Raw genomic sequence first — 21,105 nt, forward strand, 5'->3', positions numbered from 1 at the left:
GAACCCGTCAGCGGCCCACCAGTGCCCGGTGCCCCGCCTCTCCGATCCACACCGCATCATGGTGCCACACGCGGGCGATGAGGCCCGGGCTGAGCACGGCCTCCGGCGTGCCGGACACGACCAGCCTTCCGCGGTCGAGCACGACCACCTCGTCGGCCTCGTTCATGGCCGCGGCCAGGTCGTGCAGCACCACGACCACCCCTGCCCCGCCTTCCGCGGCGGCGCGCAGGTGACGCATCAGGGCGGCGCGGTGCGCGAGGTCCAGCGCCGCGAGCGGCTCGTCCGCGAGGATCCAGCGCGGCTCGCCGGCAAGGACGCGGGCGAGCAGCACGCGCGCCCGCTCGCCCCCGGACAGGGTCAGCACGCGCCGCTCCGCCAGATGCGCCGCGTCCATGGCCGCAAGCGCCGCCGCGACCGGCGCGTCCGCCCGGTCGCCGTGCGGCATGCGGCCCAGTGCGACCACGCTGCGCACAGTGACGTCCCACGCGATCTCGGCGCCCTGCGGCAGATAGCCGACCGCCTGCGCCCGGCGGCGCGGATCGAGGGCGCAGAGCGGCTCGCCGTCCAGCAGGACCGTGCCCGCGGCAGGCGGCAGCAACCCGGCCAGAGCCTGCAGGAGGGTCGACTTGCCTGCCCCGTTCGGGCCGCAGATCGCCGTCACCCGCCCGCCGCGCAGCGGCAGCGTCACCCGCTCCAGCCGTCCGGGCACGCTCAGCTCGCGCGCCTCCAGCGTCATGCCCAGCCCCTCCGCAGCCGCAGCAGCAGCCACAGGAAGAAGGGCGCCCCGATGAAGCTGAGCACGATGCCGAGGCGCAGTTCCACCATCAGCGGCAGGATCCGCACCGCCGTGTCGGCGATCAGCACCAGCAGCCCGCCGGCAAGGGCGGCGGGCAGCAGCAGCGCCGAGGGGCGCCGGTCGGTCAGCGGGCGGACGAGATGGGGGACGATGAGGCCGACGAAGCCGATGATCCCGGCCACCGCCACGCCCGCCCCGACGGTCAGCCCGACACCCGCGACCAGCAGCCACAGCAGCCGGCCCGGCACGACGCCGAGCGACCGGGCGACGGCCTCGCCCAGCGTCAGCGCGTCGAGCGCGCGGGCGGTGAGCAGCAGCAGCGCACACCCCGACAGGATCAGCGGGGCGGCGATGGCCACCTCGCGCCAGCTCCGGTCGGTGAGCGCGCCGTTCAGCCACATCACGATCTCGCTCAGCACGAAGGCGTTGGGAGCAAGGCTGATGACGAGTGCGGTCAGCGCGCCGGCGAGGCTGGAGATCATCAGCCCGGCCAGGGTGAAGAGCGCGATGCCGCGCCCCAGCCCCGGCGGGGTGCGGCCGGCGACGAGCGCCAGCAGCGCCATCGCCGCCGCCGCCCCGGCGAGCGCGGCGGGCGGCACCGCCCACCACGGCGCCCCGGCCAGCAGCGCCGTCACCGCCCCGAGCGCCGCACCCGGAGCGATGCCGAACAGCCCCGGATCGGCGAGCGGGTTGCGCAGGTAGCCCTGCATCGCCGCGCCTGCCATGCCCAGCCCGGCGCCCACGAAAACCGCCAGCACCGCCCGCGGCAGCCGCAGTTCGGTGAGGATGAGCAGCTCCGTCGCGGACACGGGCGCACTCAGTCCGCCGCGCCCGGCGAGCAGCGACAGCGGCAGGGCGATCGCGAGCGCGGCCGCGAACACCGCCGCCGCGCGGGTCATTGCCGCGCCCCGGGCAGACGGCGCCGCTCGGCACCGAGGCGGGCCGCGGCGCGGATCACCGTCGGGCCGCCGCAATGAAGCAGCGCCGGATCGAACGCTGCGACGCGCATCCCGGGCACCCGCGCCAGCACCGGATGCCGCTGCCCCGCCTCGCGGCCGGCCACGAGCAGCAGCCGGGGCGGATCGCGCACCACCGCCTCGAGCGGCAGGGCCTCGCCCTGGCTGTAGCCGCGCGCCGCCGCGCCGTCGGCATGGCCGGTGCGCCGCAGCAGGTCGGCGATCAGCGTGCCGCGCCCCGGCACGATGCCGCCCGGCTGCCACAGCACGGTGTCGAGCGGCGGCGCTCCCGGTGGCGGCGCCGCAGCGGCCAGCGCCGCGTGCATCCGCGCCACCAGCCGCTCACCGGCAGGAACCTGACCGGCGAGCGCCGCGATGCGCCGCACCTGCGCGATGTTCTCGTCGATGCTGCCGGCGATGCCGAAGGTCTCCACCCGGATGCCCAGCCGCCGCAGCGCGTCCACCGTGGCGGGATCGGTGTAGGTGCTGGCGAGGACGAGGCGCGGCCGCAGCGCCAGCACCTCCTCTGCCGACCCCGACACGAAGACATGGCGCCGCGCCGCGTCCGGGGCGAGCGAGCTTGTCGCCGGATCGGCGCTCCAGCGCGACAGCGCCCGCACCTGCGCCGGCGCCGCGACCTCCACCACGATCGCGTCGAGGCACGGATTGAGGCTGACGATCGCGGGGGGCTGCGCCGTGCCGGAGGGCGGCACCTCAAGGGGCGGGGCACAGGCGGTCACCGCGCAGGCGGCGGCAAGAACCGGCCCCAGCAACGCCGCACCGGGGTGACGCCGCCCGCTCACCGGCGCAGCCGCACTCCGGCGAACACGCCGCGCGGCGTGCCGTTGTAGCCCGCCACCGTGACATTGGCGGCATCGAACAGGTTCTCCACCCGCCCGAACAGCTCCACCGTGCCGGTGAGCGGCAGGCTGGCGCGCAGGTCCACCAGCGCGTAGCCGTCGAGCCGGACCGCGTTGCGCGCATCGTCGAAGCTGTCCCCGACCAGCCGGACGTCTCCGCTAAAGGTAAGACCGCCGGGCGCCGTCCAGTCGGCAAAGGCCGTCAGCGCATGGCGGGGCTGGCGCGCGAGGCGCGGCGTCCTGTCCGGCGCCCCGTCCGGCCGCTCCACCGCATCGGTGAAGGCATAGACCGCGCCGAGAGAAAGCGCGGCTGCGGGGCGCGCCTGCAGCTGCAGCTCCACACCCTGCGCCCGGGTGCGGGCGGTGTTGCGGTAGCTGCCGAACGGACGGGTGGCGCACAGCGGCGGGTCGAAGCTCGTGCACGAGGCGAAGGTGATGAGATCGGCCGCGTCACGCCGCCACACGCCGGCGGAGGCGAAGAACGGGCCGTCCGCGCGGCCATGTTCCAGCGCGAGGTCGTAGCTGGTCGAACGCTCGGGCAGGAGAGCCGGGTTGCCGAAGGCGGAGAACAGCTGGAACAGCGTCGGCGCCTTGAACCCCTCGCCCGCGCTCGCCCGCACGCGCCAGTCCGGCGACAGGCGGTAGGCAACATCGCCGCCGAAGCTCCATGCCCGGCCGAAGCGGCGGTGGTCGTCCAGCCGCACCCCGGCGTGCGCCGCCAGCGCCCCCAGCACCCAGCCCGCCTGCACATAGGCGCCGGTGATGGCCGTGCGCGCGCCGGCATCGAACTGCGTCCGGTAGCGCGACCACTCGCGCTCTGCGCCGAACGCCAGTCCCAGCCCGCCGATGAGCCGATACTCGCCGCGCAGCAGCAGGCGGTCGCTCTCGCCGGTGCTGGCGAACAGCGTCGCGGAATCCGCCTGCCCGGCGCGGTTGACGCGGCCGGTGTGGGCGGCGGCGTAGCTCACCTGCACGGTGAGGTCGGTGCCGTAATGGCTTGCCCCGATCGTGCCCGAGCGCTGAGTCGTCCGCTGAACCTCGTCCGTGTCGGCAAGGGTGAAGGCGGGTGCGGGGAAGCCGTCGATGCCGAGCCGCCCGCGGGCGAGCCGCCCCTGGGCAAACAGCTCCAGCGTGGGCGACAGCTCGAGGGTCGCGGTGCCGGCCACGGCGCGCTGGGAGAAGCCGTCCGGCTCCGTCCCCGCAGCCGCGGCGGAGAAGCCGTCGCTTCGCGCCCAGGATCCCGCCACGCCCGCCGACAGGGACCCGGTCTGAAGGCCCGCGCGCGCCTGCACCAGCGCAGTGTCGCGGCTGCCGTACTCGGCGCTCGCGGACAGGCCGGGGCCGGTGCGGGTGGTAATCTCCATTACCCCGGCCATGGCGCTCGAACCCCAGATGACGCTGTTGGCGCCCCGCAGCAGCTCGATCCGGCCGATCGTTCCGGGAACAAGGGTGCCGAAGTCGAATCCGCCCGCCGGCGCCGCCACGTCGCGCACCGGCACGCCGTCGACGAGCACCAGCAGCTGATCGCCCGGCGCGCCGCGCACGCTGAGACTGGTGAAGGCGCCGACCGGGCCGCTGCGGCTGGCGGTGACGGCCGGAACGCGGCGCAGCACGCGCACGATGTCCGCGCCCTGAACCGCGTCGATCTCGTCCCGCTCCAGCACGGTCACGGCCTGTCCGCTCGAGGCGAGGGTCGAGGGCAGACCCCGCGCGGTGACGGTGATGACCGGACTTTCAGCGGCCTGTCGGGACGCCGGGAAGGACGCCGGCGGCGCGGGTGGCGGCGTCTCGGCCGCCGCGTCCTGGCGGCGCAGCAGCTCCTCTAGGGCGGCATCGCCCGCGTCGGACTGCTGCGCGAGGGCGGCGCCCGGCGCGAGCACCAGCGGGAGGGCGAAAAGCGGGAATCTGGACACAGGCTTCTCCATCACGAACGAATGCGCCGCTCATGACGGTGAGCCTGCCGCGGCCGAACACGACCGGACACGCTTCAGACCCGTTTGCCCCGGTACACCCCGCCCGCGGCCGAACAGCTGTCGCAGGCAGGTCTCCTGGCTCGCCGGGTCAACGCCTCCGCCTCACCTTCCCGTTCCGCCGAAGCGGGAACAGTGGTCCATCGAGGCGGCGCTCGCCGGTCTCAGTTGCGGGGGCAGCGCGGCATCGGGGCGGTGCGCCCCTCGCCGCTTCCCTCTTGCGCCCGCCTCGCGGCGGACACCTGCGACGCGGCGGTGCATAAGCATGCGACTGGCTGCTGGCAAGGCAGGTGATGATCCGGATCTGCGCGCCGCCCGGCACGCCGTTCAGAGGGAAACACGCGGCGGGAGGAGACGGCCATGACCGGGGAGGCGGACACCGCGGGGCAGGCGCGCACCCGCCCGGTTCGCGCGGCCTATGGCGGCTCGATGCTGCGCGGCGGCTGCCTCACGGCCGCGCTGAGCACCCATTCCCTGCCGCTGTCCCTGCCCGGCAATGACGGCGCCGGGGCGCAGACGGCGCGAATGCTGGAGCAAAGCCTGTCCGGGGCGGCGGGAGGCGTGGCCCTCTTCATCCAGGCCCTTCCGTCCCGAGGAGTGGCGGGCCGGCCACGATTCGCGGCCCGGCTGCACTGGCTCGGCGCCGGCGGCAGCGCGTCGCCGGCCGGGCTGCATGCCGCGGCGCAAAGTGCCGGATTGCTGCCCCTGCTCCATCAACGGCTCGCGCAGGAGGCGGCCAGCGCGGCCGCACGGCTCGGCCTCGATCTCGTGCCGGACGCGGGCGGGGGCGACGGCGCAGAGGGTGCGGCGCTCCTGCTGCCGATGCGGGACGAGGACGAAGCTCGCCTTTCGCAGCGTCTCCCGGCCGCCGCGGCCTCGTGCCGCTGCCCGACCGGCCGCGGCAGCCCTGCGTCCGGTGCGGTCGGACCCGCGGGTTCCGGTCCCGCCAACCAGGCGCGCGGCCCTTGCCTGCCGGTCTCGCTGTTCGGGCGCGAGCCGGGGCGAGGATGACGGGGCCGCTGCGCCGGCGACGGTGTCGGCGCAAAGCGGCGGCAAGGAGGTTGCAATCGCCTGTTGCCCCGCCTAGTCGCCCGCAGGACGACGACCGATCATCGCGCGCCGTCTCCGTGCCGCTTGCGCAGTTCCGACCGGCAGCGCGGCCGCACGGGATCGGCGCCACTGACGCAAAGGATCACGGACACATGAGCACCACCCGCGGCCGCCGCAAGATCGCCCTGGTCGGCGCCGGCATGATCGGCGGCACCCTCGCCCATCTCGCCGCGAAGAAGGAAATGGGCGACATCGTCCTGTTCGACATCGCGGAAGGCGTGCCTCAGGGCAAGGCGCTGGACCTGGCGCAATGCGGCCCTGTCGAAGGGTTCGACGCGAAGATCACCGGCACGAACGACTACGCCGACATTGCCGGGGCGGATGTGGTGATCGTCACTGCCGGGGTCCCCCGCAAGCCGGGGATGAGCCGGGACGACCTGCTCGGCATCAACCTCAAGGTGATGAAGGCCGTTGGCGAAGGCATCCGCGACAACTGTCCCGACGCCTTTGTGATCTGCATCACCAATCCGCTGGACGCGATGGTCTGGGCGCTCCGCGAATATTCCGGCCTGCCGCACAACAAGGTGGTCGGCATGGCCGGCGTGCTCGACAGCGCGCGGTTTGCGACCTTCCTCGCCTGGGAATTCGGGGTCAGCGTGAAGGACGTCAACGCCTTCGTGCTGGGCGGACATGGCGACACGATGGTGCCGGTGCTGTCCTACTCCACCATCAGCGGCATCCCGGTGGGCGACCTCGTCAAGCAGGGCCGCTCCTCGCAGGCCAAGCTCGACGAGATCGTCAAGCGCACCCGCAACGGCGGCGGCGAGATCGTCGGCCTGCTCAAGACCGGCAGCGCCTATTACGCCCCCGCCACCAGCGCCATCGCCATGGCCGAAGCGTATCTGGGCGACCAGAAGCGCATCCTCCCCGTGGCGGCCTATGTCGAGGGCAAGTATGGCCTCGACGGCCTCTATGTCGGCGTCCCGGCGGTGATCGGCGCAAACGGCATCGAGGAGGTGGTCGAGATCGCCCTGTCGGACGAGGAGAAGGCGAACCTCAAGGTTTCGACCGATGCGGTCGAGGAACTGCTGGTGGCTTGCAGAGGGATGGACAGCGCGCTGGCGTGAGGACAGGTGTCGGCTCGAGTCTTCGAAATCGGAGCGGGTTCGCGCAGCGACGGTGCAAATGCGCGACGCCGACGCATGAAGCCGCCCTTTCTCTTCTTGCCGTCTTCCGCTTGTTCCTGACCCCAAGAGTTTGCGTGATTGTCTGGATCGCCAAGTATCATCGAAGGAAGCATTGAATGTCCATCCTCGTCGACAAGAACACCAAGGTCATCACCCAGGGGATGACCGGGGAAACCGGCACCTTCCACACTCAGCAGGCGCTCGACTACGGAACGCAGATGGTGGCGGGGGTGACGCCGGGCAAAGGGGGCACCACCCATCTCGGCCTGCCGGTGTTCAACACCGTGCGCGAGGCAAAGGCGGAAACCGGCGCGACGGCATCCGTGATCTACGTCCCGCCGCCCTTCGCCGCGGACTCGATCCTCGAGGCGATCGATGCGGAGATTCCGCTGATCGTGACGATCACCGAAGGCATCCCCGTGCTCGACATGGTGCGGGTGAAGCGGGCGCTGACCGGCTCCAAGTCGCGCCTGATCGGCCCGAACTGTCCCGGCGTGCTGACGCCGGGCGAGTGCAAGATCGGCATCATGCCCGGCTCCATCTTCAAGAAAGGCAGCGTGGGCGTCGTCTCGCGCTCGGGCACGCTGACTTACGAGGCGGTGCACCAGACCACGGCCGTCGGCCTCGGCCAGTCCACGGCCGTCGGCATCGGCGGCGACCCGGTGAACGGCACCAACTTCATCGACGTGCTCGACCTGTTCCTGTCGGACGACGAGACCAAGTCGATCATCATGATCGGCGAGATCGGCGGCTCCGCGGAAGAGGAGGCGGCCGCCTTCATCAAGGAACAGCGCGCCAAGGGCCGCTCCAAGCCGATGGTCGGCTTCATCGCCGGCCGCACCGCGCCTCCGGGACGCCGCATGGGGCACGCCGGCGCGATCGTGTCGGGCGGCCAGGGCGGCGCGGAGGACAAGATCGCCGCGATGGAAGATGCCGGCATCCGCGTCGCGCAGTCGCCCTCGGAACTGGGCACCACGCTGGACGCTCTGTTGAAAGAGCTGGTGTGACCGCAGGGGTGCGGATGCGCGCGCGCTGACGGCGAGGAGTTGTATGGGACACGAGGCGCACGGCTTTCTGCCTGAGTTCACCGACCAGGAAGCGGCTCCGCGCGGGCCGTCCTGGGCCAATCCGCGTTGGCCGCTTGATGGACCTGACGCGGACGATCTGGCGCGCGCGCTTGATCCGACGGCGATGACGCTGGCGGTCGAGAAGGCCGCCGCCGCCTCCGGCAGGCCGCTCGACCGGCAGGCGCTGGTGCAGGCGGCGGACGACTCGATCCGCGCGATGCTGATGATCCGCACCTATCGGGTGCGCGGCCACCTTGCGGCGGATCTCGATCCGCTCGGTCTTGCCCGGCGCGAGCTGCCCGACGATCTCAAGCTGGAATGGCATTTCGGCCCCGACGCGCTCGACCGGGAAGTCTATGTCGGCGGCAATCTCGGGCGCGACTGGGTCACGCCGCGCGAGCTGTGCGACCTGCTGCGCCGGGACTACTGCGGCAAGGTCGGGCTGGAATACATGCACATCGCGGATGTGGAGGAGCGGCGCTTCCTCCAGGACCGCTTCGAAAGCCCGGAGGAGACGATCCAGTTCACCCCCGAAGGCAAGCGGGCGATCCTGTCGGCCGTGATCCGGGGGGAGGAATTCGAGAATTTCCTCGGCCGCAAATATGTTGGCACCAAGCGCTTCGGACTCGATGGCGGGGAAAGCATGATCCCGGCGCTGGAGGCGGTGATCAAGCACGGCGGCCAGGCCGGCGTGCGCGAGATCATCTACGGCATGGCGCATCGCGGGCGGCTCAACGTCCTCGCCAATGTCATGGCCAAGCCCTACCGCGTGATCTTCCACGAATTCCAGGGCGGCAGCGCCAATCCCGAGGATGTGGGCGGGTCCGGGGACGTCAAGTATCACCTCGGCACCAGCACCGACCGCGCCTTCGAGGGCATCGAGGTGCACATGAGCCTCGTGCCCAATCCCTCGCACCTCGAGGCGGTCAATCCCGTGGTGCTGGGCAAGGCGCGGGCGGAGCAGGCGTTCCGCGACGACCTGACGCGCCACAGCCAGGTGCTGCCCGTGCTGATCCATGGCGACGCCGCGTTCGCCGGACAGGGCATCGTGTGGGAATGCCTCGGCTTTTCGGGCGTGAAGGGCTACAACACCGGCGGCTGCATCCACTTCATCATCAACAACCAGATCGGCTTCACCACCTCGCCGCAGTTCGCCCGTTCCTCGCCCTACCCGTCCGACGTGGCGAAGGGCGTTCAGGCGCCGATCCTGCACGTCAACGGCGACGACCCCGAGGCCGTCACCTTCGCCTGCAAGCTGGCCGTCGAATACCGGCAGAAGTTCGGGCGCGACATCGTGATCGACATGTGGTGCTATCGCCGCTTCGGTCACAACGAGGGCGACGAGCCGGGCTTCACCCAGCCGGTGATGTACGACGCCATCCGCCGCCATCCCAAGGTCAGCGCGCTCTACAGCCAGCGGCTGATCGCGGAGGGTGTCATCGACGAGAGCTTCGCGCAGGCCTGCGTCGACGAGTTCACGGCGCGGCTGAACGAGGAGTTCGCCGCGTCGGCCGACTACCGCGCCAACGAGGCGGACTGGTTCGGCGGCCGCTGGTCGGGACTGAGCAAGCCGGCCGACCCCGAAACGGCCCGCCGCAATGTCGACACCGCCATCGATCGCGAGCTGTTCGACCGGCTGGGCCGGGTGCTGACGACCGTGCCCGAAGGGCTGAACATCCACCGGACGCTGGGCCGGGTGATCGACGCCAAGCGCGAGATGTTCGCCACCGGCGAAGGGATCGACTGGGCGACGGCGGAGGCGCTGGCCTTCGGCAGCCTCGTCGCGGAAGGATACGGCGTGCGCCTGTCAGGGCAGGATTCCGGCCGGGGGACGTTCTCGCAGCGGCACGCGGTCTGGCACGACCAAGTCAACGAGACGCGCTTCGTGCCGCTCGCGGCGATCGAGGGCGGCCGGTTCGAGGTCTATGACAGCCCGCTGTCCGAATACGGCGTGCTCGGGTTCGAGTACGGCTTCGCCATGGCCGATCCCAAGACGCTGGTGCTGTGGGAGGCGCAGTTCGGCGACTTCGCGAACGGCGCGCAGATCATGATCGACCAGTTCGTCGCCAGCGGCGAGTCGAAGTGGCTCCGCGCCAACGGTCTGGTGATGCTGCTGCCCCACGGCTACGAGGGACAGGGGCCGGAGCACTCCTCCGCCCGGCTGGAACGGTTCCTGCAGCTGTGCGCGGAGGACAATCTGCAGGTGTGCAACATCACCGTGCCGTCGAACTACTTCCATGTCCTGCGGCGTCAGATGCTCCGTCCGTTCCGCAAGCCGCTCGTCATCATGACCCCCAAGAGCCTGCTGCGCCTGCCGCAGGCGCGCTCGTCGGCGGAGGAATTCCTGGGCGAAAGTCACTTCCGCCGCATCGTCAGCGACGTGCGCGACATTCCCGACGCGCAGGTGCGCCGCCTCGTGCTGTGCTCGGGCAAGGTCGCCTACGATCTCATGCAGCGGCGCGACGAGGAGGATCTGCGGGACGTGTCCATCGTCCGGCTCGAGCAGCTTTATCCCTTCCCCGGCGAACCGCTCGCCAAGCGCCTGGCGCGGATGACAGGGCTGCAGGAGATCGTCTGGTGCCAGGAGGAGCCGGCCAATGGCGGCGCGTGGACCTTCGTCGACCGCCTGATCGAGCAGGCCGCGCACGCGGCGGGCCACGCCGCCCTGCGCCCCGTCTATGCCGGGCGGGACGCGGCCGCCTCCCCCGCCACCGGCTATGCCAAACGCCACCAGGCGCAGCAGGAAGCCCTTGTCGCCGAGGCGCTGGGCCTTAAGGAGGCGCGGTGAAGGAACGGAACAGTCTGGGGCTGCTGCATGTCGACTGAGATCAAGGTGCCCGCGCTGGGCGAATCGGTGACGGAAGGCACCATCGCCGAATGGCTGAAGCAGCCCGGCGATGCCGTGGCCGTGGACGAGCCGATCGTCAGCCTCGAAACGGACAAGGTCGCGGTCGAGGTGCCCTCCCCCGTCGCCGGCGTCCTGGAGGAGCAGCGGGTCGGCGTGGGCAAAACCGTTCAGGTCGGCGCGGTGATCGCGACCGTTGCCGAGGGCGGCGCAGGAGCCGCTCCGGCCGGACGCGCGCCGGCCACGTCGGAAGGCGCGACGGAAGAAAAGCCTCGTGCGGCGGAACCCGGTGCCGGCAAGGCGCAGCCTTCGGCCGCAACGCGGGCGGCCGATGCGGCTCCGGTGCTGTCCCCGTCGGTGCGCCGCGCCGTGCAGGAAACGGGCGTCGATCCGGCGACGGTTGCGGGCACGGGTCGTGGCGGCCGGCTGACCAAGGAGGACATCGCCGCCGCCGCGCGCGCGAGCGAAGCCGCCGAGGCGCCTTCTCCCCCATCCGCCGCGACCGGCGAGCGTCGCGAGGAACGCGTGCGCATGACGCGCATGCGCCAGACGATCGCCCGGCGGCTGAAGTCGGCGCAGGACACGGCCGCCCTGCTCACCACCTTCAACGACTGCGACATGAGCGCCGTCATCGACGCGCGCAACCGCTACAAGGATTTGTTCGCCAAGAAGCACGAGGTGCGGCTGGGCTTCATGGGCTTCTTCGCCAAGGCGGCGTGCCTGGCGCTCAAGGACGTGCCGGCGGTCAATGCCTACATCGATGGCGAGGAGATCGTCTATCACGACTATGTCGACATCTCGGTCGCGGTCAGCGCACCGGGTGGGCTGGTCGTGCCGGTGGTGCGCGACGCCGATCGCAAGAGCTTCGCCCAGATCGAGAAGGACATCGCCGATTTCGGCGCGCGGGCGAAGAACGGCGCGCTGACCATGGACGATATGCGCGGCGGCACCTTCACCATTTCCAATGGCGGGGTGTTCGGCTCGCTGATGTCGACGCCCATCATCAACCCGCCGCAGAGCGCGGTTCTCGGCCTCCACCGGATCGAGGACCGTCCGGTCGTGCGCGACGGCCAGGTGGTGGTGCGGCCGATGATGTATCTGGCCCTCAGCTACGACCACCGCCTGATCGACGGGCGGGAGGCGGTCACGGCGCTCAAGATCATCAAGGACGCGATCGAGGATCCCACCCGGTTGCTGATCGATCTCTAAGCGCCTAGGTCACGCACAGGCGCGCAGGCGCGCGCGTTCCGTGGACACGTGAAGGAGAAGCCGGCGCCCGCCGGCGTGACAGGCATGGCTGAACAGGATTTCGACTACGACGTGCTGGTGATCGGTGCCGGACCGGGGGGCTATGTGGCCGCCATCCGCGCTGCGCAGCTTGGCCTGCGGACCGCCTGCGCCGAAAGCCGCGACACGCTCGGCGGCACTTGCCTCAATGTGGGCTGCATCCCGTCCAAGGCGCTGCTGCACGGCTCTGAGCTGTTCGAGGAGGCGGCGCACGGCCATTTTGCCACCTGGGGCATCAAGGCGCAGGTGGAACTCGATCTCGACGCGATGCAGGCCGAGAAGCGCAAGGCCGTGGGCGAGCTGACCGGCGGCATCGAGTTCCTGTTCAAGAAGAACAAGGTCACCTGGCTCAAGGGCCATGCCGCGTTCGAGGGCGCGCACACGGTGCGTGTGGGCGATCAGACGGTGTCCGCGCGCGACATTGTCATCGCCACCGGTTCCAGCGTCACGCCGCTGCCGGGCGTTCCGGTCGACAACGAGAAGCTGCGCATCGTCGACAGCACGGGCGCGCTCGCTCTCCCCGAGGTGCCTGATCATCTGGTGGTGATCGGCGGCGGGGTGATCGGCCTCGAACTCGGCAGCGTGTGGCGGCGGCTCGGCGCGCGGGTCACGGTCGTCGAGTATCTCGACCAGCTGCTGCCGGGCATGGACGGCGATGTCCGCAAGGAAGCGGCAAAGATCTTCAGGAAACAGGGCATGGAACTGCGTCTCGCGACCAAGGTCACGGGCGCACGGGAAGGCGAGAACGGAGTCACGCTGACGCTTGAGCCTGCGGCGGGCGGGACGCAGGAGACGCTGGAGGCCAGCCACGTGCTCGTCGCCATCGGGCGGCGCCCCCACACCGAGGGGCTGAACCTCGACTCGATCGGCCTTGCCACGAACAGCCGCGGCCAGATCGAGACCGATCACGACTTCCGCACCGCCGTTGACGGCGTGTGGGCGATCGGCGATGTGGTGCCCGGCCCCATGCTGGCGCACAAGGCCGAAGACGAAGGCATCGCCGTGGCCGAAAACATCGCCGGGCAGACGGGCATCGTGAACCATGCGGTTATCCCGTCAGTCGTGTACACAAGCCCCGAAATCGCCGGTGTCGGCCTGACCGAGGAGGAGGCCAAGGCGAACGGCCACGCGGTCAAGGTGGGCAAGTTCCCGATGATGGCCAACAGCCGCGCCAAGGCGAACCGCGACACGGACGGCTTCGTCAAGGTCATTGCCGAGGCGGACAGCGACCGTGTGCTCGGCGTGTGGATCATCAACTCGCTCGCCGGCACGATGATCGCGCAGGCCGCGCAGGCCATGGAGTTCGGCGCGACGTCCGAGGACATCGCCTACACCTGCCACGCCCACCCGACCCACTCGGAAGCGCTGAAAGAGGCGGCGATGGCGGTGCAGGGCAAGCCGATCCACATCTGATGGAGCGGCCTCCCTTTCACCTCGCCTTTCCGGTGCATGACCTTGCCGCGGCACGGCGTTTCTGGGGCGACGTGATGGGCTGCGCCGAAGGCCGGTCGAGCGCCGAGTGGATCGACTTCGATTTTCACGGGCACCAGATCGTCGCTCACCTCTCGCCTCCGAGAGGCGACGTGGCGGCGAACGCCGTGGATGGACACGCCGTGCCGGTGCCGCATTTCGGCGTGGTGCTCGCCATGGAGGAATGGGACGCGCTGGCGGAACGGCTGAGAGCGCACCGGATCGCCTTCGAGATCGAGCCGCACATCCGCTTCCGCGGTCAGACGGGAGAGCAGGCGACGATGTTCTTCCGCGATCCATCCGGCAATGCGATCGAGATCAAGGCGTTCGCGGATCCGGCGCAGCTTTTCGCCAAGTCCTGAGGACCCGCGCGCCGTGCGCCGTCTTGCCCGCTGGCACATCTGGCTCGGGTGGCTGGTGGCGGTGCCGCTGCTGCTGTGGACGCTGAGCGGTCTGGTCATGGTGTCGCGCCCGATCGAGGAGGTGCGCGGAGAGCACCTGCGGGCCGAGGGGCGGAGCGAGATTCTGCCGGCCGGCGAGCCGCTCACGCTCGTCGTCCCGGCGGCGGCCGGACCGGTCGCGGAGGCGACGGTGCGCGTTCAGCATGGGCAGACGGTGGTGCTGCTCCGCCCGCCGCACGGGCCGGCGCAGCGTTACCGCCTCGACGGCGCGCCGCTTCCCGGCATTGATGAGGCGGCGGCGCGCGCCATCGCGGCGCAGGGTATCAGGGGCGGCAGGGAGATCGTGTCCGCCCGCCTGTTCCCGGCCGACTCCGCGCCGCTCGATTTCCGCCGCCCCATGCCGGCGTGGCAGGTGAGGTTCAGCGATGGCACGCGCGTCTATGTGGGCGAGCAGACAGGTGCCATCGAGGCGATCCGCACACGCTTCTGGCGGGTCTTCGATATCATGTGGGGGCTGCACATCATGGACCTGCGAGGCCGCGAGGCCACGCACCACCCGGTTCTGATCGTCTTCGCCGCCCTCGCCTTCGTGGCCGTCCTTGTCGGAACGGCGCTCCTGTTCCGGCGCCGCGCTCGTTCAGAATCGGCTAGACCCTGAAAGAGCGCGTGCCGGGAACAGGTCTGCGTCCGGCACCGCCTGTTCAGCTGAGGCCGCGGATGCTCCGGTAGTTGATGCCCCGCACCCGGCCACCATCGACGAGGCAGGTGAACCGCCCGTTGTCCGAGAAGCCGCGACGGTCCGATCCGCGCCAGTCGTCGCGCCCGTGTCCATAGCCGTAGCCGCGGGTGTCCTCGACCCGCAGGCGCCCGTTCACCTCCAGACCGCGGCGGGTGCGATTGACGTTGTTGATGTGCGTGACCTCGGCGTAGCGGTAGCCGGCCCGACGCGCGTCGATCTGCGCGGCGCGCACGCATTGCTCCACCGCCTGACGGGGATTGTCGAACCGGTAGCCGTAGCGATCATCGTAGCGCCGGTCATAGCGGTCGCGGCTCGCCGCCGAGATCACCGCCGCCAGCCCGCCCAGCACCACCGCACCGGCGATGATCTCGCCCGCGCTGATGCTGTTGCGCGCGCGCTCGTGTTCGTAGTCGCGCCAACGGTCCTGCGCAGCAGCCGGCGCTGCCGCCGCCAGCATCACCGATCCTGCCGCCACCGCCGCACTCAGCCTCTTGCTCAAGCCGTTCATCGTCTTTGCCTCCTTGCTCCGGAACCCAGACAGGGCTGCGTCCCGGAGCGGGAATAGCAAAGTCGTTCTAGGCCAAGGCTGAACCTTGAGGACAGGCCTTGTTCATCCTTAGGGTCGCCACAATGAACGTCACTGCCCCGCAGGCGGCACGCGCAGACCCGTGTGGTGCCCGAGGAAGGTCAGGATGTCCGCATATTCCTGGATCAGCTTGTCCGTCGGCTTGCCCGAACCATGGCCGGCACGGGTCTCGACGCGGATCAGCTGGGGCTGCGAGCCGACCCCGGCGGCCTGCAGCGCCGCGGTGTACTTGAAGCTGTGGCCGGGCACGACGCGGTCGTCCGTGTCTGCGGTTGTCACCAGCATCGCCGGATACTCGACACCGGCGCGGATGTTGTGCAGCGGCGAGTAAGCCCGCAGCACGCGCCAGTCGCTTTCGCGCGAGGGATAGCCGTAATCGTCGACCCAGTACCGCCCTGCGGTGAACTGGTCGAAGCGAAGCATGTCCATGACACCGACCGCGGCGTTGGCGGCGTCGATCAGGTCGGGCCGCTGGTTCACGACGGCGCCCACCAGCAGCCCGCCATTCGATCCGCCCTGGATCGCCAGACCGTTGGGCGTCGTGTAGCCGTTGGCCTTCAGGAATTCGCCCGCGGCGATGAAGTCGTCGAAAACGTTCTGCTTGTTGGCAAGCCGCCCGCCATCGTGCCACGCCTTGCCGTATTCGCCCCCGCCGCGGATGTTGGCGAGGGCATAGGTGCCGCCAGCCTCCAGCCACGCCATACGGGTGGCGGAAAAGCTCGGGGTGAGCGAAATGTCGAAGCCGCCATACCCGTAAAGCAGCGTCGGAGCCGCCTGGTTGCGTTGTGCCGCATCCTTCTGCCGCACGATGAACATCGGCACCCGCGTTCCGTCCTTCGAGGTGTAGAACACCTGCTCGACGATGTAGCGGTCCGGGTCGAAGGTCAGCTTCGGCGCCGCGAAGGTCTGGGTCTCTCCCGTGTCCACGTTGAGACGGTAGATGGTCGCCGGCCGGTTGAAGCTGGAGAAGGCGTAGAAGGTTTCGGGATCGCCCGCCTTGCCGATGAAGCCGCCCGCGCTGCCGAGACCGGCCATTTCGATCTCGCGCAGCAGGCGCCCGTCAAGGTCGGTGATGATCGCGCGCGACGCCGCGTCCCGAAGGTACTGCACGATCAGCTTGTCGCCGATGTGGGAGGCGCCGGCGATCGGCTGATCCGTCTGCGCCACGACTTCCCGCCACACCGGGGTGGCGGCCGCAAGGTCGGTGGCGACGATGCGGGACTTCGGCGCGTCCTTGTCGGTCACGAAATAGGCCGTGCTGCCCACGGTGCCGTTGGGCGTCCATGCGTTCTCGAAGCCTGTGACGAGCGGCCGCGCCCGCCACCCCTGCGAGCCGCGCGCGGCAAGGTCGATCACATGCACTTCGTACTTGCTGTCCGTGCCCAGCGAACTGATGATGAAGCCCCAGCGGCCATCGTCGCTGACGCTGATCCCGTGCCCGCGCTCGGGATGGTCGGGCGTCGCGAACACCACCTCGTCGGCCGACTGCGGCGTGCCGAGGCGGTGGTAGTAAACCGTCTGGTTGTAGTTGCGGGCCTGGAAGTCCTGCCCCGCCTCAGGCTCGGGAAACCGCGAATAGAAGAACCCGTCTTCGCCGTCCCACTGGATCCCGGTGAACTTGGCCCAGCGAATCTCGTCGCCGACATGATCGCCCGTCTGGGTGTCGAGCACGCGGATGGTGCGCCAGTCGCTGCCGCCGTCCTGCACGGCGTAGGCGACGTAGCGACCGCTCTCCGACGGAGCCCAGTCCGCCAGCGCCGTCGCCCCGTCGCTCGCCCAAGTGTTCGGGTCGATCAGCAGGCGCGCTTCGCCGTCGAGGCCATCGCGGACATAAAGCTGCGCCTGGTTCAGCAGGCCCGGATTGTAGGAGTAGAAATAGCGGTTGCCCTTCTTCACCGGCAATCCGAACCGCTCGTAATCAAGCAGTCCGGCGAGACGCTGTTCGTACCACTCGCGGCCCGGCAACTGGGCCAGATACTGCTGCGTTACGCGGTTCTGCGCCTCCACCCACGTGGCAACCTGCGGGTTGGTCCGCACGTCATCCTCGAGCCAGCGATAGGGATCGGCAATCCGCTCGCCGAATTGGGTGTCGACGACCTCGCCTCTGGCGGTTTCAGGATAGGCAGGCACTTGGATCCCCTGTGCGGCGAGAGGCCCGGCAAACAGGCAGGCGGTGGCGGTGGCAAGCAGGGCGATGCGGGTCATGCAGGATCCTCTGGCAGAAACGACGGCCGCGACCCTACCGCCTTTGCGGCGCGTCGCAAGCGCATCCGCATGCCATACCCGCATGGATGTTTGCGCAACTTGAACGGCTTGCGGTGGCGCAAGGAAAAGGCCGCGGAACCATCCGCGGCCTCGTCCAGCACCCGGCGGCGACCGGGATCAGGCGTCTTCCAGCGCCTCGTCAGGCTGAAGAACCGGACCGCTGTCCTGGCCCTTGGCCGCCACGTCGCGGTCGACCAGCTCGATGACCGCCATCGGAGCCGCGTCGCTGGCGCGGTACCCGGCCTTGATGATGCGCGTGTAGCCGCCTTCGCGCCCGGCATACCGCTCCCCGAGCGTGTCGAACAGCTTGCGCAGCTGCGTCTCGTCACCCAGCCGGCTCATCGCCAGCCGGCGGTTGGACAGGCCGCCACGCTTGGCAAGGGTGATCAGCTTCTCGACATAAGGCCGCAATTCCTTGGCCTTGGGCAAGGTCGTGGTGATCTGCTCATGCTTGATGAGCGCCGCCGCCAGATTGCGCAGCAGCGCCGTGCGGTGCCCCGACTTCCGCCCCAGCTTGCGTTGAGAAATCCCGTGTCGCATTCGTCATCTCCGTTCGTCCCGGGTCCGTGCAAGGCAACCCGGGCCAGGCTGAGGCAGGGGTCAGCCCGTCCCCGTCAAAGGTTCAGCCGAGAAGTTCCTGCTCGAGCTTCTTGGCCATGTCCTCGATGTTCTCGGGCGGCCAGCCAGGGATGTCCATGCCAAGCCTCAGCCCCATGCTCGACAGCACTTCCTTGATCTCGTTCAGTGACTTGCGACCGAAATTGGGCGTGCGCAGCATCTCGGCTTCGCTTTTCTGGACGAGATCGCCGATGTAGATGATGTTGTCGTTCTTGAGGCAGTTGGCCGACCGGACCGAAAGTTCGAGCTCGTCCACCTTCTTGAGCAGATAGCGGTTGAGCTGGTTGGTGTCGGTTTCCTGCGGCTCCGCGGCATGACCGATCATGGTGGCGCCGCTGTGGGCGACGCCATCCTCGAAGTGGACGAACAGCGCCAGCTGATCCTGAAGGATGCGCGCCGCGTAGCCGACCGCGTCGTGCGGGGCGACGGTGCCGTCCGTCTCGACGGTCAGCGACAGCTTGTCGTAGTCGAGTTCCTGTCCGACGCGGGCGTTCTCGACCTTGTAGCTGACCTGCCGCACCGGCGAATACAGCGCGTCAACGGGGATGAGACCGATGGGCGCGTCGACCGGCCGGTTCTGCACCGCCGGCACGTAGCCCTTGCCGGTGTTTGCGGTCAGTTCCATGTTCAGCGTGGCCCCCTCGTCGAGATGACAGATGACCAGCTTCTTGTTCATGATCTCGATGTCGCCGCTCACGGCGATGTCGCCCGCGGTCACCTCGCCCGGCCCGGTGGCGCTCAGCTGCAGGCGCTTCGGACCGTCGCCTTCCATGCGGAGGGCGATCTGCTTCACGTTGAGGACGATGTCGGTGACATCCTCGCGCACGCCGGCAAGCGAGGAGAACTCGTGCAACACGCCCTCGATCTTGATGGAGGTGATGGCGGCCCCCTGCAACGACGACAGGAGCGTGCGGCGCAGCGCGTTGCCGAGCGTCAGGCCGAAGCCGCGCTCCAGCGGCTGCGCCACGAAGGTGAGCCGGCGCCGGCTGTCCGTGCTGTCCTTGATCTCGAGCTGGTTGGGCTTCTTCAGTTCCTGCCAGTTCTTGGTGTTGACGGCCATGAAATTCCCCTAGGGTTTGCTCCGGAGTGGCGGCTTCCCGATGCGCTCGCCGCCAGGCTCCGTCAGGTTTGGTGCCGGTCCGCGTGGCGCGGACGGCACCCGGCAGGCTCGCTCAGACGCGGCGGCGCTTGGACGGACGAACGCCGTTGTGCGGGATGGGCGTCACGTCGCGGATGGAGGTGATCGTGAAGCCGACGGCCTGCAGCGCCCGCAGCGCGCTCTCGCGGCCCGAGCCCGGCCCCTTCACCTCGACTTCGAGGGTGCGCACGCCATGCTCGGCCGCCTTCTTGCCGGCATCATCGGCCGCGACCTGCGCCGCGTAGGGGGTCGACTTGCGGCTTCCCTTGAAGCCCATCATCCCCGCGCTGGACCAGCTGATCGCGTTGCCCTGCGCGTCGGTGATCGTAACCATGGTGTTGTTGAAGCTGGCATTCACATGGGCGATGCCGCTGGAGATATTCTTGCGCTCGCTGCGCCGGATCCGGCCTGGTTCGCGTGCCATATCGTGAGTCCTTGAAGGTGGTGTGACGACCGGCGATGACGCGGGCCGTCAGCGTTGCAACCATGTACCCGGGCAGGAGCCGAACGCATCGGCCCACCGCCCCTCGCGCGCCGCTACTTCTTCTTGCCGGCGATCGGCTTCGCCTTGCCCTTGCGGGTCCGGGCATTGGTGTGGGTGCGCTGACCCCGGACCGGCAGCCCCGCGCGGTGCCGCAGGCCGCGATAGGAGCGCAGGTCCATCAGCCGCTTGATGTTCATCGCCGTGTTGCGGCGCAGGTCGCCTTCGACGACATGGTCGGCATCAATCGCCTCGCGGATCTGAAGAACCTCCTGGTCCGACAGGTCCTGCACACGGCGGGAGTGGTCGATCCCGAGCTTGGTGGCGAGCTGTTCCGCCGTCGTCCGGCCAATGCCGTGAATGTAGGTGAGCGCGACGATCACGCGCTTGTTGGTGGGGATGTTCACCCCGGCAATACGTGCCACACTGTTCTCCATGCTCCACAGGAGGCTGATCGCCCTGCGGTTTCCCGCCTCGGCTCCGCTCCTATCTCATCGCGTTTATCGCCAGACGCTGCCCCGAAACGGCAAAAGAAAGGACCGCGCCCTGCCCGTGCGGCATACGCTGTCCCTGTCCGGCAGAACTGGCGAATGGGCGCCGCTTACGCCGATTCGGCAGGAGCGTCAAGCATGTCAACGGGTTTGGTGTGCGGCGTCTGCGGCAGCCTTGCCGGACGGTCGCTCCGGCAGCTCCCCGCTTCCTTCCATGCTCGCCTGCGAGACATCGGCGAACCCGAGGATGGCGGCGATCTGCGCCGTCACTTCAGCGATCGGGCGCATGCCGTCGATCCGCCGCACGATCCCGCGCTGCTCGTACAGCGGGAGGATCGGGGCCGTCTTGGCCCGGTATTCCGCCATCCGGGTGCGCACCGTGTCGGCGTTGTCGTCCGGGCGGCGCTTGAAGCCGTGCGAACCGCACACGTCGCAGGTGCCCGGCACCCGCGGCAGCCGGTGGACGTCATGGTACCCTTCGCCGCAATTGGCGCAGGTGAAGCGCCCGGTGATCCGTTCGACGAGCGCGTCCTCGTCGACGTCGAGCTCGATCACGTAATCCAGTGTGCGGCCATGACGGGCAAGGATCGCATCAAGCTCTCGCGCCTGCCCCTCCGTGCGCGGATACCCGTCGAAGATGGCGCCGGCTTCGGGAGGCAGAGCCAGAAGCTCCGCATCGATGAGCGCGGAGACAATCTCGTCGGAGACGAGCTCGCCCCGCGCCATGATGCCGCGCACCGTCTCGCCGATGGGCGTGCCGGCCTGCACCGCCGCGCGCAGCATGTCGCCCGTGGAAAGCTGCCGCATGCCATGCGCGTGTACAAGATGATGAGCCTGCGTTCCCTTGCCGGCTCCCGGCGGACCGAGAAGGATGATGTTCATGTCCTGCCCCTATCCG

At 69.6% G+C, this 21,105-nt stretch carries 18 protein-coding genes, 1 pseudogene and 1 riboswitch; of the genes and pseudogenes, 8 read left to right on the top strand and 11 right to left on the bottom strand.

All coding sequences use genetic code 11. The features are described from left to right. Positions 1–7: 7 nt before the first annotated feature. From ETO60_RS08190 to ETO60_RS08205, 4 genes are read right to left on the bottom strand one after another with little or no spacing between them, the layout of a single operon-like run. Positions 8–736 carry an ABC transporter ATP-binding protein gene (locus ETO60_RS08190; protein WP_130004707.1) on the bottom strand — a complete coding sequence of 243 codons (729 nt, stop codon included), beginning with the start codon at positions 734–736 and terminating at the stop codon, positions 8–10. Then, positions 733–1,695, bottom strand: a complete 963-nt coding sequence (locus tag ETO60_RS08195) for a FecCD family ABC transporter permease (protein WP_130004432.1) — start codon at positions 1,693–1,695, stop codon at positions 733–735. Before ETO60_RS08195 ends, ETO60_RS08190 begins: the two co-directional genes overlap by 4 nt. Beyond that, complete coding sequence (locus tag ETO60_RS08200; protein WP_234026395.1) at positions 1,692–2,555, bottom strand: ABC transporter substrate-binding protein; 864 nt, start codon at positions 2,553–2,555, stop codon at positions 1,692–1,694. The genes ETO60_RS08195 and ETO60_RS08200 overlap by 4 nt, the downstream gene beginning before the upstream one ends. After that, the gene (locus tag ETO60_RS08205; protein ID WP_165362143.1) at positions 2,552–4,525 is read right to left on the bottom strand and encodes a TonB-dependent receptor plug domain-containing protein; all 1,974 of its coding nucleotides are present in this window, start codon (positions 4,523–4,525) and stop codon (positions 2,552–2,554) included. Before ETO60_RS08205 ends, ETO60_RS08200 begins: the two co-directional genes overlap by 4 nt. 108 nt (positions 4,526–4,633) lie before the next feature. Beyond that, positions 4,634–4,843: riboswitch (cobalamin riboswitch) on the bottom strand. 99 nt (positions 4,844–4,942) lie between these two features. On the opposite strand from ETO60_RS08205, the gene ETO60_RS08210 reads away from it, so the two are divergent. The 8 genes from ETO60_RS08210 (at position 4,943) to ETO60_RS08245 (ending at position 14,547) form a co-directional block, all read left to right on the top strand. Beyond that, positions 4,943–5,593, top strand: a complete 651-nt coding sequence (locus ETO60_RS08210; protein WP_130004436.1) for a hypothetical protein — start codon at positions 4,943–4,945, stop codon at positions 5,591–5,593. A gap of 191 nt (positions 5,594–5,784) precedes the next feature. After that, positions 5,785–6,759 (top strand): malate dehydrogenase, encoded by a 975-nt coding sequence (gene mdh, locus ETO60_RS08215; RefSeq protein WP_130004438.1) that lies wholly within the window; start codon positions 5,785–5,787, stop codon positions 6,757–6,759. Between the two features lie 176 nt (positions 6,760–6,935). Continuing rightward, positions 6,936–7,826 carry a succinate--CoA ligase subunit alpha gene (gene sucD, locus ETO60_RS08220; RefSeq protein ID WP_130004440.1) on the top strand — a complete coding sequence of 297 codons (891 nt, stop codon included), beginning with the start codon at positions 6,936–6,938 and terminating at the stop codon, positions 7,824–7,826. Positions 7,827–7,869: 43 nt separating this feature from the next. Continuing rightward, a complete protein-coding gene (locus ETO60_RS08225) occupies positions 7,870–10,674 on the top strand; it encodes a 2-oxoglutarate dehydrogenase E1 component (RefSeq protein ID WP_130004442.1) in 2,805 nt (934 codons plus the stop codon). A 27-nt stretch (positions 10,675–10,701) separates the two neighbouring features. Beyond that, the gene (odhB, locus tag ETO60_RS08230) at positions 10,702–11,940 is read left to right on the top strand and encodes a 2-oxoglutarate dehydrogenase complex dihydrolipoyllysine-residue succinyltransferase (RefSeq protein ID WP_130004444.1); all 1,239 of its coding nucleotides are present in this window, start codon (positions 10,702–10,704) and stop codon (positions 11,938–11,940) included. A gap of 84 nt (positions 11,941–12,024) precedes the next feature. Next, a complete protein-coding gene (lpdA, locus tag ETO60_RS08235; protein WP_130004446.1) occupies positions 12,025–13,431 on the top strand; it encodes a dihydrolipoyl dehydrogenase in 1,407 nt (468 codons plus the stop codon). Beyond that, a complete protein-coding gene (locus tag ETO60_RS08240) occupies positions 13,431–13,850 on the top strand; it encodes a VOC family protein (RefSeq protein WP_130004448.1) in 420 nt (139 codons plus the stop codon). Before lpdA ends, ETO60_RS08240 begins: the two co-directional genes overlap by 1 nt. 13 nt (positions 13,851–13,863) lie before the next feature. Then, positions 13,864–14,547: a PepSY domain-containing protein gene (locus ETO60_RS08245; RefSeq protein WP_234026396.1), complete on the top strand. Its 684-nt coding sequence runs from the start codon at positions 13,864–13,866 to the stop codon at positions 14,545–14,547. 43 nt (positions 14,548–14,590) lie between these two features. Here the strand turns inward: ETO60_RS08245 and ETO60_RS08250 are convergent, their stop codons facing one another. The 7 genes and pseudogenes from ETO60_RS08250 to ETO60_RS08280 form a co-directional block, all read right to left on the bottom strand. Then, entirely contained in the window at positions 14,591–15,136 is a 546-nt protein-coding gene (locus tag ETO60_RS08250) for a hypothetical protein (RefSeq protein ID WP_130004452.1), read from the bottom strand. A 129-nt stretch (positions 15,137–15,265) separates the two neighbouring features. Then, positions 15,266–17,419, bottom strand: a complete 2,154-nt coding sequence (locus tag ETO60_RS08255) for a prolyl oligopeptidase family serine peptidase (protein WP_130004454.1) — start codon at positions 17,417–17,419, stop codon at positions 15,266–15,268. Positions 17,420–17,596: 177 nt separating this feature from the next. Continuing rightward, positions 17,597–18,019 (bottom strand): 50S ribosomal protein L17, encoded by a 423-nt coding sequence (gene rplQ, locus ETO60_RS08260; RefSeq protein ID WP_130004456.1) that lies wholly within the window; start codon positions 18,017–18,019, stop codon positions 17,597–17,599. Between the two features lie 82 nt (positions 18,020–18,101). Beyond that, positions 18,102–19,157 carry a DNA-directed RNA polymerase subunit alpha gene (locus ETO60_RS08265; RefSeq protein ID WP_130004458.1) on the bottom strand — a complete coding sequence of 352 codons (1,056 nt, stop codon included), beginning with the start codon at positions 19,155–19,157 and terminating at the stop codon, positions 18,102–18,104. 112 nt (positions 19,158–19,269) lie between these two features. Beyond that, entirely contained in the window at positions 19,270–19,659 is a 390-nt protein-coding gene (gene rpsK, locus ETO60_RS08270) for a 30S ribosomal protein S11 (protein WP_130004460.1), read from the bottom strand. 113 nt (positions 19,660–19,772) lie between these two features. After that, a complete protein-coding gene (rpsM, locus tag ETO60_RS08275; RefSeq protein WP_130004462.1) occupies positions 19,773–20,141 on the bottom strand; it encodes a 30S ribosomal protein S13 in 369 nt (122 codons plus the stop codon). A 309-nt stretch (positions 20,142–20,450) separates the two neighbouring features. After that, positions 20,451–21,089: pseudogene (locus tag ETO60_RS08280) on the bottom strand (adenylate kinase); the annotation flags it as partial. Positions 21,090–21,105 lie beyond the last annotated feature (16 nt).

Origin of the sequence: Qipengyuania thermophila (genome assembly GCF_004153605.1) — a bacterium.
GTDB classification, from domain to species: domain Bacteria; phylum Pseudomonadota; class Alphaproteobacteria; order Sphingomonadales; family Sphingomonadaceae; genus Qipengyuania_B; species Qipengyuania_B thermophila.